The sequence below is a fragment of the Arthrobacter sp. NPDC090010 genome, from assembly GCF_044748305.1.
GTDB lineage: Bacteria > Actinomycetota > Actinomycetes > Actinomycetales > Micrococcaceae > Arthrobacter_E.
Window position 1 is genome coordinate 293,025 of the sequence record NZ_JBIVFT010000004.1, and the last position, 12,881, is coordinate 305,905.

A 12,881-nucleotide genomic window follows, 5' to 3' on the forward strand; every position below is an offset into this window, starting at 1 on the left:
GCCGCCGTCCCGGGGCCAGTGTGACCACTGGGCCCACGGGACGGCGGCACCGTCGTGCGAGCAGTCTTACTGCTTGGGGCTGGCCGGCGATTCGACCTTGATCTTGCCGTCGATGATGTCCTTCTGCAGGGCATCCAGCTCACCCTGAAGGTCGGACGGAACGGCGGACGCCTGGTCGTGGAACGGCGCCACGGCGACGCCGCCGTTGGACAGGGTGCCCACGTACGGCTTGGCGCTGAACTTGCCGTCCTTGTCATCCTTGACGACGGTCTCCACGGCCTCGTCCATCTTCTTCATGACCGAGGTCAGCATGAGGTCCTTGTACTCCGGGGCCGTCAGGTAGCCATCGGAGTCGACCCAGACGAGCTTGACGTCCTTGCCCGCGGCCTTGGCCTCCTTCAGCGCGCTGGCAGCACCCTTGCCCACCGGACCGGCGACCGGCATGATGATGTCCGCTCCGCCGTCGAGCAGGGACTTGGTGACCTGCTTGCCCTTGTCCTGCTTCTCGAAGTCACCGGTGAAGGTGCCGTCCTGCTTGTCCTTGTCCCACCCGAGAAGCTGGACGTTCTTGCCCTTCTTCTCGTTGAAGTACTTCACGCCGTCCGCGAAGCCGTCCATGAAGATGGTCACGGTCGGGATCTTGATGCCACCGAAGGTTCCGACCTTGCCGGTCTTGGTGGTGGCAGCCGCGGTGTAGCCGGCCAGGAACGCCGCCTGCGCCGTGTCGTAGATGATCGGCTTGACGTTCGCGATCTCCTTGTCGTACGCGAAGTCGATGATCGTGAAGTGCTTGCTCGGGTTGGCCGCGGCCTGTGCCTTGGTGGCGTCGCCGAGCAGGAAGCCGACCGTGACGGTCAGATTGCAGCCGGCGGAGACCATCGCGCGGAGGTTCGGTTCGAAGTCGTTGTTCGACTTGGACTCGATCTCCTTGGCGGTGATGCCAAGGTCCTTCTCCGCCTTCTTCAGACCGTCATAGGAGGACTGGTTGAAGGACTGGTCATCGAAACCACCGGAGTCGGAGACGATGCATGCCTTGTAGTCCTTGCTGCTGGCGTCACCGCCGGACTTCTGCTCAGGGGCGGCTCCACAGGCGCTCAGCATCAGGGCGGCAGCGCTGACACCCGCGACGCCGAGCAGGGAGCCCCGCTTGGCCACGCCGCGAAGGGCGCGCTTGTCCATGGAAATCTTCAAGAGTCCTCCAGAAAACTCGAAAGGCCCGGGCATCGACGGCCCGGGCGGTGATGAAGGCAACATTACTCAGTGATCCACGCCGCCCGCTACCACGGGCGGCTGGATATGCACTGATTGTTGAATATTTGTTACCTATGAGTAGATCGGCGGGCGGCAGATCTCTCAGTCGTCCGGGTCGGTCAAGTCCCTGATCGTGCGGAGGGCCGCGCCTGCCAGCACCTTGATGCCGTTGCCCAGCGCCCGCTCGTCGACGATGTAGTCGCCACGGTGCAGATCGTATTCCTCGCCGCCCGGCACCCGGGTGCCCAGCCGCATCATCGCGCCCGGAAGTTCAGCCAGGAACCAGGCGAAATCCTCGCCGCCCATGGACTGGGGCGTCAGCACCACCGCGTTCTCCCCCAGCTCCGCCCGGGCCGCGGCCTCGATCAGAGCGGTCTCATGCTCGGAGTTGACCACCGGCGGGACGCCCCGTGTGTGCTCCAGGTGCACGTCCACGCCGTAGGGTGCAGCCACCTGCTGCACCACCTGGTCCAGCAGTTCACCCGCGCCATGCCAGGCGTCACGGTCCAGGCAGCGCATCGTCCCCGCCATGTACCCGGAGGCCGGGATCGCGTTCGGAGCCGAACCGGCCGAGATCTGGCCCCACACCACGGACACCGCGCTGCGCACGTCGATCCGACGGGACAGCACGGCCGGGACATTCACCGCGATCTGAGCCAGGGCGAAGACCAGATCCTCTGTCAGGTGCGGGCGCGAGGTGTGACCGCCGCGGCCACTGAGCTCGATCTTGATCGTGTCCGACGCGGAGGTGATCGCGCCGATGCGCGTGCCGATGTTCCCGACGTCGATCTTGGGATCACAGTGCAGCGCCATGATGCGCGGCACCCCGTCCAGAACGCCCTGAGCGATGCAGGAGAGCGCTCCGCCCGGCATGGTCTCCTCGGCGGGCTGGAAGATGATGCGCACGGTGCCACCGAGCGGCTCGGCCTGGTGCATGGCCTGCAGCGTCAGCGCCACACCCAGCATCGTGGTCGTGTGGACGTCATGACCGCAGGCGTGGGTCACCCCGTGGTTGGTGCTTGCGAAGGGAAGCCCGGTCTCCTCGATGATCGGCAACGCATCGATGTCGCCGCGGAGTGCGGTCGCGATGGGTCCCTCACCGACGTCGACGACGACGCCGGTGCCTTCGAGGCGGCGGGGCTTCAGACCCGCCGCGTCAAGGCGGGCCACGATCCGGTCCGTGGTCCGGAATTCCTTGAAGGAGAGTTCCGGGTGCGCGTGCAGGTCACGGCGGAATTCGATCAGCTCGGGCAGAAGGGGCTCGAGCCACGGCCCGGCGAGCTGCGGCGGGTTCGATTCGCTGGAGTAGTTGCGCACCCTTGACACTCTAAAGCGACCGTGAGGGAAAACCTCAAAAGGTCACGCGGGATTACAGAACGTCCGTATCGCCGCTGGCCTTGAGGGCATCGACGGCACTCTTGACCTGCTGCGCATGCTCGGTCGTCGTGACCAGAAGGGCATCCGGGGTGTCCACGATCACGACGTCCTGGATGCCGATCAGCGCGATCACCCGCTTGGTGTCCGCCACGACGACGCCGCTGGCGTCCTCAGTGAACACGCGCGGCTCGTCACCGAGCACCGTCACATCGTCCACCTCGCGGGCATTGTTCAGCCGTCCGATGGCGGCGAAGTCCCCGACGTCGTCCCAGCCGAACTCGCCCGGCACGACGGCGACGTCCCCAGCCGCTGCGGCAGGCTCGGCCACCGCATAGTCGATCGCGATCTTGGGCAGCGTCGGCCAGACACGTGCGGTCACCGCAGCGCGGTCCGGGGTGTCCCAGGCGCGGGCGATCTCCATCAGCCCGGCATGCAGTTCCGGCTGGTTGATCTCCAGGTGCTTGAGCATGAGGGCCACCGGGGCCACGAACATTCCCGCGTTCCAGACGTAGTCGCCACTGGCCAGGTACTGACGGGCCACCGACTCATCAGGCTTCTCGACGAACTCGACGACGGCGTGCGCGCTCGGGGCTCCGTCCACATGCAACAGATCACCGACCCGGATGTAGCCGAAACCGGTGGAGGGGTGGGTCGGACGGATGCCGATGGTCACGATCTTCCCGGTGGCCGCCGTGTGGATCGCTTCCCGGACGGCGGCCTGGAAGACGGACGTGGGACTGATCACCTGATCCGCGGCGAAGGAACCCATGATGGTCTCCGGATCGCGTTCGTGCAGGATCGCCGCGGCGAGGCCGATGGCGGCCCCGGAGTCCTTCGGCTCGCTTTCCAGGACCAGGTCCCGGTCACTCAGCTCCGGAAGCTGCGTGCACACGGCGGCCCGGTGGGCTTCGCCTGTCACGACGAGGACGCGGTCCCCGGCGAGAGGCTCGAGCCGATCATAGGTGGCGCGGATCAACGTGCTGCCGGAACCTGTCAGATCGTGAAGAAACTTGGGGGCTGCGGCCCTCGAAAGAGGCCACAGGCGGGTCCCCACACCGCCCGCGGGAATGACCGCGAAGAAACGCCCCAGAGACTCGGTCCGGGCCTGCACACTGTCTGTAGTCACCTCCACATGGTAGGCGATCACCCCGTTCATTCCCGGGCAGGCAGCCTCGTTCAGGCCCCGGGGTGTGGCGTTAATCTCATCCGCAGTCGCATTTGTCCGGATTCGCCGTCCCGGTTAATGAAGGCAAGGCGATGCTGAATTGAATAAGCTGTGAGCGAAGCCTAGATTTGGCTTGGGCTTATTGGGCTCACACAGCATGCGTTCCCCCCGCATGGACTACATGCCAGCGCTGCCGTGTTCCAGGGAGGTTTATTCAGTGCCGACGAAACCAGCTGGCACCTTGTACCGCGGCCGGGAAGGCATGTGGTCTTGGGTTGGACACCGAATCACCGGTGTTGTGATCTTCTTCTTCTTGGTGGTGCACGTTCTCGACACTTCATTGGTCCGTGTGTCCCCCGAGGTTTACACCAGCGTCATCGGTGCCTACAAGAACCCGATCATGGCACTCGGGGAGACCGGCCTCGTGGCCGCGATTCTCTTCCACGCCTTCAACGGTCTGCGCGTCATCGCCATCGACTTCTGGAAGAAGGGCGCCAAGTACCAGCGCCAGATGCTCTGGGCCGTGCTCATCATCTGGGTCGTGGTCTTCGCCGCTTTCGCCATCCGTCACCTGTCCCTGGCACTGGGAGGTCACTGAGTCATGAGCACCATTCAGGCTCCTCGCAGCGGCAACAGCCGCATCGCACCGCAGTATCGCCGCACCTCCGGTTCCCGTGGCAACTTCGAGATGGTCGCATGGCTCTTCATGCGCCTGTCCGGCGTCGTCCTCGTGGTCCTGATCTTCGGCCACCTCTTCGTCAACCTCATGGTCGGCCAGGGCATCCACGCCATCGACTTCGGCTTCGTCGCCGGCAAGTGGGCCGATCCGTTCTGGCAGTTCTGGGATCTGGCCATGCTGTGGCTGGCATTCCTGCACGGCACCAACGGTGTCCGCACCATCATCAATGACTACGCCGAGAAGAACGCCACCCGCCGGGTGCTGAAGACCCTTCTCTACGTGGCCGCCGCCGTCGTCGTCGTACTGGGCACCCTGGTGATCTTCACCTTCGATCCGTGCCCCGTCCTGAACGGCCAGCTCATGGACGGCGCCCCGTCCTTCTGCCCGGCCCCGTAGCGTGCCAGCCGCAGTCCAGGCCATCAGTGACCGGGCTGCGCGGAAGAATTTGACTCGAAAGAGAGAAGGCATCTGAGAATGCAGGTCCACAAGTACGATGTCGTGATCATCGGCGCCGGTGGCGCCGGTATGCGCGCCGCCATCGAATCCGGCCAGCGTGCCCGCACCGCGGTTCTGACCAAGCTTTACCCCACCCGCTCCCACACCGGCGCCGCTCAGGGTGGCATGTGCGCCGCTCTCGCCAACGTCGAAGAGGACAACTGGGAGTGGCACACCTTCGACACCGTGAAGGGTGGCGACTACCTGGTCGATCAGGACGCCGCCGAGGTCATGGCCAAGGAGGCCATCGACGCGGTGCTGGACCTGGAGAAGATGGGTCTGCCGTTCAACCGCACGCCGGAAGGCCGGATCGATCAGCGTCGCTTCGGCGGCCACACCCGTGACCACGGCAAGGCGCCGGTCCGCCGCGCATGTTATGCGGCCGACCGCACCGGACACATGATCCTGCAGACGCTCTACCAGAACTGCGTGAAGCACAATGTGGAGTTCTACAACGAGTACTACGTGCTCGATCTCCTCATCGTCGAAGAGGATGCGGTCCGCGAGGACGGCACCAGCTACAAGCAGAAGCGCGTCGCCGGCGTCGTCTCCTATGAGCTGGCCACCGGCGAGCTGCACGTGTTCCAGGCCAAGAGCGTCGTGTTCGCCTCCGGCGGCGCCGGCAAGGTCTTCAAGACCACCTCCAACGCGCACACCCTGACCGGTGACGGCATGGGCATCGCCTTCCGCCGTGGCATCCCGCTGGAGGACATGGAGTTCTTCCAGTTCCACCCGACCGGCCTCGCCGGTCTCGGCATCCTTCTCACCGAAGGTGCCCGCGGTGAGGGCGCGATCTTGCGTAACTCCGAGGGTGAGCGCTTCATGGAGCGCTACGCACCGACCATCAAGGACTTGGCGCCTCGTGACATCGTGGCGCGCGCCATGGCGAACGAGGTCCGCGAAGGTCGCGGCTGCGGCCCGAACAAGGACTACGTGCTCCTGGACCTGACCCACCTGGAGCCGGCGCACATCGAGGCCAAGCTCCCGGACATCACCGAGTTCGCCCGGACCTACCTGGGTGTCGAGCCGTTCACGGAGCCCGTGCCGGTGTTCCCGACCGCGCACTACGCGATGGGCGGCATCCCGACGAACATCCAGACCGAAGTCCTCCAGGACAACGACACCGTGATCCCCGGCCTGTTCGCCGCGGGTGAGGTCGCCTGTGTATCGGTCCACGGTTCCAACCGTCTGGGCACCAACTCGCTGCTGGACATCAACGTCTTCGGCAAGCGCGCCGGCGTCGCCGCGGCCGAGTACTCCAAGACGGCCGACTACGTCGAGCTGCCGGAGGACCCGGAGAACCGCGTCCGCGGCATGCTGGGCGGTCTGCTGGAGAGCAATGGCACCGAGCGCGTGGCCCAGATCCGCAAGGAACTGCAGGACACCATGGACGCCAATATGCAGGTGTTCCGCACCAAGGAGTCCCTGGACCGGGTCCTCTCCGACATCGCCTCCTTCGAGGAGCGGTACAAGAACGTCACCGTCCAGGACAAGGGCAAGCGCTTCAACCTCGATCTCCTCGAGGCCGTCGAGCTCGGCTTCCTGCTGGAGCTGGCCAAGGTCATGACCGTCGGCGCCCTGCACCGTGAGGAATCCCGTGGCGGCCACTACCGCGAGGACTTCCCCGACCGCGATGACGAGAAGTTCATGAAGCACTCCATGGCTTACCAGGACTCCTCCGCGTCCACCGAACACGTCGCCGGCATCCGTCTGGACACCAAGCCGGTGATCTTCACCCGTTACGAACCGATGGAGCGTAAGTACTGATGACTGCCGCAACCGCTGAACCCGCGTCCAAGGTGGAGCTGCCGGCCAGTGCCGGAGGCGGCGGGGAGATCCCGTCCTTCGACATCACGCTGCGCGTCCGCCGGTACAACCCGGAGGTCTCCGACGAGGCCCACTGGGACGACTTCCAGCTGACCATGTACGGCACGGACCGCGTGCTGGACGCCCTGCACAAGGTCAAGTGGGAGCACGACGGTTCGCTGTCGTTCCGCCGCTCCTGTGCCCACGGCATCTGCGGCTCCGATGCCATGCGCATCAACGGCCGTAACCGTCTGGCCTGCAAGACGCTGCTGAAGGACCTCGACACGTCCAAGCCCATCACGGTGGAGCCCATCAAGGGCCTGCCGGTGGAGAAGGACCTGATCGTGGACATGGAGCCGTTCTTCCAGTCCTACCGCGAAATCATGCCGTTCCTGATCCCTGGTGGACACGAGCCGACCAAGGAACGCCTGCAGTCCGTCGAGGACCGCGCCCGCTTCGATGACACCACCAAGTGCATCCTGTGCGCGGCCTGCACCTCCAGCTGCCCGGTGTTCTGGACCGACGGCCAGTACTTCGGTCCGGCCGCGATCGTGAACGCCCACCGCTTCATCTTCGATTCCCGTGATGACGCCGGCGACATGCGCCTGGAGATCCTCAACGACAAGGAAGGCGTGTGGCGCTGCCGCACCACCTTCAACTGTTCCGAGGCCTGCCCCCGCGGCATCCAGATCACGCAGGCCATCGCCGAGGTCAAGCAGGCGATTCTGACCCGCAGCATCTGATCCGCGCCTCAGCCGAGGCCTGCGAAACGCTGCTTCACGACGGCGCCGCTCACCATCCGGTGAGCGGCGCCGTTCGCGTTTCCGGGCGACGTCGTGCGCTCCCCTGTGTGCGTTGCCCGCACTCGCGAGTAGGCAGTTGTTCATAGTCCCCAGCTCCCGGACTATGAACAACTGCCTACTCGCGAGCAATATCGTCCGACGGCGCTTCACATCGGGCACTCCTGCAGGCGGACCGGTACGCTTCTGAAGGCTACGACAGATGAAAGGCGGCCCGATGCCCACCTCCCAGAAGGTCAGTTTCGCAGGAAGCACAGGAGCCCTCCTGGCGGGCATCCTCGACATTCCGGACGGACCCGTGCGAGGCTGGGGGCTCTTCTCCCATGGTCTGACCCTCGGCAAGGACAGCCCTGCGGCCTCCCGGATCTGCAAAGCCCTCGCTGAGCAGGGAGTCGGAATGCTGCGCTTCGACAATCTGGGGCTGGGCGACTCCGCCGGAGACTGGTCCGATGGCTCCTTCAGCGTGAAGGTGGCGGACACCATCAAGGCGGCCGAGTTCCTACGGTCTCAGGACAAGCCCGCCAGCCTTCTGATAGGCCACTCCTTCGGCGGGGCAGCCGTGCTCGCCACGGCACGGGAGCTTCCGGAGGTGGCGGCGATCGCGACCGTGGCGGCACCGTTCCAGCCGCGGCACGTCGAGCACATGTTCGACGCCGAAGTGGACACGATCCTCAGCACCGGCAGCGCGGAAGTCGACCTCGGCGGGCGACGCCGGGAGGTCCGCCGGCATTTCGTGGAGGACGTCGAGCAGGCCGATCTGCGCGATTGCATCCGCACCCTGCACCGGCCCTTGATGGTGCTCCACTCCCCCACCGACAACACCGTCGGCATCGACAACGCGAGCGAGATCTTCCAGACCGCACGGCATCCGCGCAGCTTCGTCTCCCTGGAAGGCGCTGAACATCTTCTGACCGGCAAGGGCCAGGCCGCCAGGGTGGCGCGCATCATCGGCGCGTGGGCGGAGCAGTACCTGAAAGGCTGACGCCTCAGCGTCCGGTTCAGTCCTCGATCAGCCGGATCGGCTCCACAGGACGGCGGTCCGCAGCCCGCACCGTCGTCCAGGAGGTGCCGAGCAGCAGCACCTGGCTGAGCAGGTTGAACCAGACGAGCACACCCACCACGATGCCCAAGGAGGCCATCACGGGGTTTCTGACGGCCATGCCGAGCAATTCGCTGCTGAGGGCCTGCAGGACGGTCAGGATGAGCGCGCTCAGCAGCGTGCCTTCCAGGAAGGGTCTGCGCGGGAACCGCAGCCGGGCCCCGATCCGGAGCAGCAAGGCGGCAGCGCACCAGTTCAGGACGAAGCCGGCCACAGTCGGCAGGAAGGGAATGTTCAGAACGCCTTCCAACGGCAGCTGCCCGAAGATCTGGTGCAGGATGGAACTGGAGAGCAGCATGAGCGCCACACTGAGCAACAGGGCGAGGCCCAGCATCACGAGGGTCGCCAGGTCCTTCAGGCGGGCCATCACAGGGTTCTCCCGAAGTCGTTCCGTGTCCGCGACCTGACGCATGCCGTCCCGCATGCCCCCGATCCAGCCCAGCGAGCCGAAAAGGGCGATGACCAGGGCCACCGCCACGGTCCAGTTCAGACCGCTCGGGTTCAGGAGAGAGTCCGGGTTCACGAGCCCGGGGCCTCCGTCGCTCTTGAGGATTCCCGGCAGCATCCGGTCAACGGCGTCCAGCACGGATTTCCGGAACCCGGGATGGCCATTGAGCACGATGCCGCCGATGCCGAGCCCTGAGACCACCAGAGCACCGATGGAGAAGAACATCCGGAAGGCCATACCGGCGGCCGCCAACGGGCCGTTGCTCCGCGAGTAGTTGTTCAACACCCTCACGGGCAGCCAGGTGTTCACCGAGGCGAGGAGCCAGGCCACCAAGGCCTTGGTCCGGACCGGAAACCCTTCATTGTCCCGGGCGGCACGAGCCAGTGCGTTTCGGGTGCGCCGCTCTTCGTGGCGCAGCTGGGTTAAGTCCAGCGGGGAGATCTCAGGAGGGTCCGTGGCAGGCACATCCTGCCGCACCGCCTCATCGTGCTGGGTCGGGGACTCACGTCCCTGCCGGCGTACCACCCAGGAGGACCTCCTCGCGCAGTTCCCAGAATCCGTTGGCCACGTGCTCGTACACCCCGATCCTATCCACGGGGATGGAGACCTTGTAAGAGGCCAATGCCTGCTCAGCGTCGCTCAGGCTGCTCTCGCCCACATCGTGGGCGACCGTGACATGAGGGTGATATGGGAAATCCAGTTCCCGGGCCAGCGGGCCGGACTGCAGTGCCTCATGAAGGCGCACGCAGGACTCGAACCCCTGCTCCACATTGAGGTAGACCACTGGCGAGACCGGGCGGAAGGTACTGGTGCCTTGCAGCGTCACCGTGAATGGCGAGCTGTCCTCAGCCACCGCTCGCACATGGCGGAGTGCACTGCTCCAGTCCTCCGCCGGCGTCGTCGTCACCAAAGTGATGTGGGCCGGGACGTGGGCCGCCATCGGGTCTCCGAAGGAGGCCCGCCAGACCTGCAGTTCGTTGGCGACTTCCTCAGGGAAACCGATGATGACGCCTACGCAGGGCGGCTCCGGCGCCCGGGATTCACCCCCGGCACCTGCACGCTCCTCGGCCTCCGGCCCCAGGCACATCGATTCAGGCCTGTCCTGCCGGGGCGAGGAACCCCACCTTCGAGTACACGTCCGCCAGCACCGGGGCGGCCACCTCACGGGCCTTCTCCGCACCACGGGCCAGCAGACGATCGAGTTCGGCAGGGTCTTCCAGCAGTTCAAGCGTGCGGCTGCGGATGGGCTCAAGCCGTGCGACGACGGCATCGGCCACGGCGACCTTCAGGTGTCCGTACATCTTGCCCTGGAACTCATCCACCAGGGTCTCCACCGGGGTGTCTGAAACCGTGGAGAGGATCTCCAGCAGATTGCTCACGCCCGGCTTCTCCTGCCGGTCGAAGGAGATCTCGGTGCCCGCGTCGGTGACGGCGGACTTGATCCGCTTGGCGATGAGCTTGGGATCATCGAGGATGTTGATCAGACCGTTGGGACTGGACGCCGACTTGGACATCTTGGAGCTGGGATTCTGCAGATCGTAAATCCGGGCCCCGTCCTTGCGGATGAGGGCTTTCGGCAAGCGGAAGGTCTCACCGAAGCGGTGGTTGAAACGCTGTGCCAGATCCCTGGCCAGCTCCACGTGCTGCTTCTGGTCATCTCCCACGGGCACGGCGTCGGGGTTGTAGAGCAGGATGTCGGCCGCCATCAGCATCGGGTAGGTGAAGAGACCCACACCTGCGGATTCCATACCGCCCTTGGCCGACTTGTCCTTGAACTGGGTCATGCGGGACGCCTCGCCGAAACCGGTCAGGCAGATCATGATCCAGGTCAGTTGGGCGTGTTCCGGCACATGGGACTGAACGAACAGTGTGGACCGCTCCACATCGATGCCACCCGCGATGTACTGTGCCGCGGTGCGCCGGGTGCGCTCGGCCAGATCTGCAGGATCGTGCGGCACTGTGATGGCGTGCATGTCCGGGATGAAGTAGAAGGAGTCGTACTCGTCCTGGGCTTTGACCCAGTTGACCAGTGCGCCCAGATAGTTGCCCAGATGGAGGGAATCCGCTGAGGGCTGCATGCCCGAAAGCACCCGCGCGCGACGGCCGTCCTGGAGCTTGAGGAGGTCTTCTTCAGTAATGGTGTTGTGGGTCATGGTGTCCTTGGGAATGCCGTGGGCGCCGCCGCACGGCACGGGCCGTCAGAGGCTGTAGTCGACCACCAGGGGGGCGTGGTCGGAGAAACGGGTGTCATAGCTTGCTGCACGGTCCACCACGGCCTGGCGCGCCCGGGCGGCGAACGCCGGAGTGGCCATGTGGTAGTCGATGCGCCAGCCTGTGTCGTTGTCGAAGGCCTGGCCACGCTGCGACCACCAGGTGTAGGGGCCATCGACCGGTCCCGCGAGCTCACGGGCGACGTCCTTGTACCCGATCTCCTCGCCGAAGAAGCGGTCGAAGTAGGCGCGCTCCTCCGGAAGGAAGCCTGCCCGCTTGGTGTTTCCACGCCAGTTCTTGATGTCCAGCTCGGTGTGACCCACGTTGAGGTCACCCGTGATGACGACGTGATCGCTCGCAGAGGCCATGGCCGGGAGCTTGGTGATCATCTCATCGAGGAAGCGGTACTTGTCCACCTGCTTGGGGGTGTCGACCTCGCCAGAGTGGACGTAGGCACTGACCACCGTGAGCTTCTCACCGTTGGGGAGGGCGAAATCGGCCTCGACCCAGCGACCGGTAGTGGCGAAGTAAGGGTCTCCGATGCCGACTCGCGTCTCCAGAGGCTTCTCGCGGGACACGAGTGCGACACCCGCACGGCCCTTGGCCTCGGCTTCAGCGTGCAGGATGTGCCAGCCTTCACCGATCAGATCGAAGACGATGTCATCGGGTGCCCGGACCTCCTGAAGCGTGAGGATGTCCACACCGCGAGAGGACAGCCAATCGGCCATGCCTTTGCGGTAGGCGGCACGGATGCCGTTGACGTTGACGGTCGCGATGCGCAGGAAATCCTTGTCAGCCACGTTCACCCTTGTCACTCTAGTCGATCACAGTGCCGCTGACCGGCTCGTCGGTTCCGCCGCCGGAACGGATCATGTCACGAGCGTTGCTGGAGGTGATGGTGATGGTCTCCAGTGCGCGCGCCACCATGCCCGCATCCCCCTCATCGCCCTTGGCCAGCTGCTCTTCGATCACGCGGGCCTGGACCTGGACGATCTTGAAGGAGTGGTCCAGCTTCATGTCACGCATCCGCGTGGACTCGCCATCCTGCGACACCAGGCGCGTGCTCTCGCTCGACGACGACGGCGCCCGGCCGGCTGCCGCGTTGAAGGCATTGCTCGCTTCACCGAGCTTGGCGGCCGCCTTCCGAGTGGCACGCTGGATGCTGAACACCACGAAAGCGGCAAGCAGGAGCCATCCCAGGGAGATGACGGCCACGAACCAGCCGACCACGGTGTTCTGGTTCGCGGCGAAGATCACCGCGACCAGGAATGCCAGGACCAGGACGGACATGCCCAGCCCGCCGATCCTGAACGTGCTGGCCTTTGCGGCGCTGAACCGGCCGCCGGGCTGAGTGTTGTCGGGTCCCAGAGATTGCATGTTCCCATTCTCCCCCACCCGTGAGGCGAGGCCCGCCATGTTCCCGCCCGGCGAACGGAGCCGGGCGCCGAGTCCGCTATCCAAGGGTCAGACCCACCGCGCAACCCTGCCGAGTCCGCTGTTCGGGGCGTGAATCAGCTACCCCGGGTAGCTGATTCACGCCCCGAACAGCG

The 12,881-nt window shown here is 65.3% G+C and carries 13 protein-coding genes; 5 read left to right on the top strand and 8 right to left on the bottom strand.

Annotated elements, in window-relative coordinates; all coding sequences use genetic code 11:
* Positions 1–66 precede the first annotated feature (66 nt).
* From ACIPXZ_RS09035 to ACIPXZ_RS09045, 3 genes are all read right to left on the bottom strand, one after another.
* Positions 67–1,179: a BMP family protein gene (locus ACIPXZ_RS09035; RefSeq protein ID WP_400592746.1), complete on the bottom strand. Its 1,113-nt coding sequence runs from the start codon at positions 1,177–1,179 to the stop codon at positions 67–69.
* A 174-nt stretch (positions 1,180–1,353) separates the two neighbouring features.
* Entirely contained in the window at positions 1,354–2,568 is a 1,215-nt protein-coding gene (locus ACIPXZ_RS09040; protein WP_400592659.1) for an amidohydrolase, read from the bottom strand.
* Positions 2,569–2,620: 52 nt separating this feature from the next.
* A complete protein-coding gene (locus ACIPXZ_RS09045; RefSeq protein WP_400592662.1) occupies positions 2,621–3,784 on the bottom strand; it encodes a mannose-1-phosphate guanylyltransferase in 1,164 nt (387 codons plus the stop codon).
* A 226-nt stretch (positions 3,785–4,010) separates the two neighbouring features.
* On the opposite strand from ACIPXZ_RS09045, the gene sdhC reads away from it, so the two are divergent.
* The 5 genes from sdhC to ACIPXZ_RS09070 all read left to right on the top strand — a co-directional run bounded on the left by sdhC (position 4,011) and on the right by ACIPXZ_RS09070 (position 8,555).
* Positions 4,011–4,391 (top strand): succinate dehydrogenase, cytochrome b556 subunit, encoded by a 381-nt coding sequence (sdhC, locus tag ACIPXZ_RS09050; RefSeq protein WP_400592664.1) that lies wholly within the window; start codon positions 4,011–4,013, stop codon positions 4,389–4,391.
* A gap of 3 nt (positions 4,392–4,394) precedes the next feature.
* Positions 4,395–4,868 (top strand): succinate dehydrogenase hydrophobic membrane anchor subunit, encoded by a 474-nt coding sequence (locus ACIPXZ_RS09055; protein ID WP_400592667.1) that lies wholly within the window; start codon positions 4,395–4,397, stop codon positions 4,866–4,868.
* Positions 4,869–4,946: 78 nt separating this feature from the next.
* The gene (gene sdhA / locus ACIPXZ_RS09060; RefSeq protein ID WP_400592669.1) at positions 4,947–6,734 is read left to right on the top strand and encodes a succinate dehydrogenase flavoprotein subunit; all 1,788 of its coding nucleotides are present in this window, start codon (positions 4,947–4,949) and stop codon (positions 6,732–6,734) included.
* The gene (locus ACIPXZ_RS09065; protein WP_400592672.1) at positions 6,734–7,516 is read left to right on the top strand and encodes a succinate dehydrogenase iron-sulfur subunit; all 783 of its coding nucleotides are present in this window, start codon (positions 6,734–6,736) and stop codon (positions 7,514–7,516) included. Before sdhA ends, ACIPXZ_RS09065 begins: the two co-directional genes overlap by 1 nt.
* A gap of 274 nt (positions 7,517–7,790) precedes the next feature.
* Entirely contained in the window at positions 7,791–8,555 is a 765-nt protein-coding gene (locus ACIPXZ_RS09070) for an alpha/beta hydrolase family protein (protein ID WP_400592675.1), read from the top strand.
* 16 nt (positions 8,556–8,571) lie between these two features.
* Here ACIPXZ_RS09070 and ACIPXZ_RS09075 read toward each other — a convergent pair whose 3' ends face one another.
* From ACIPXZ_RS09075 to ACIPXZ_RS09095, 5 genes are read right to left on the bottom strand one after another with little or no spacing between them, the layout of a single operon-like run.
* Positions 8,572–9,645, bottom strand: a complete 1,074-nt coding sequence (locus tag ACIPXZ_RS09075; protein WP_400592678.1) for a YihY/virulence factor BrkB family protein — start codon at positions 9,643–9,645, stop codon at positions 8,572–8,574.
* Entirely contained in the window at positions 9,623–10,207 is a 585-nt protein-coding gene (locus tag ACIPXZ_RS09080; protein ID WP_400592681.1) for a 2'-5' RNA ligase family protein, read from the bottom strand. Before ACIPXZ_RS09080 ends, ACIPXZ_RS09075 begins: the two co-directional genes overlap by 23 nt.
* Positions 10,208–10,211: 4 nt before the next feature.
* On the bottom strand, positions 10,212–11,273 hold the full coding sequence (gene trpS / locus ACIPXZ_RS09085) for a tryptophan--tRNA ligase (RefSeq protein WP_400592684.1): 1,062 nt from the start codon (positions 11,271–11,273) through the stop codon (positions 10,212–10,214).
* 45 nt (positions 11,274–11,318) lie between these two features.
* On the bottom strand, positions 11,319–12,146 hold the full coding sequence (locus ACIPXZ_RS09090; protein ID WP_400592687.1) for an exodeoxyribonuclease III: 828 nt from the start codon (positions 12,144–12,146) through the stop codon (positions 11,319–11,321).
* 1 nt (position 12,147) lies between these two features.
* A complete protein-coding gene (locus ACIPXZ_RS09095; RefSeq protein WP_400592690.1) occupies positions 12,148–12,708 on the bottom strand; it encodes a hypothetical protein in 561 nt (186 codons plus the stop codon).
* Between the last annotated feature and the right edge of the window lie 173 nt (positions 12,709–12,881).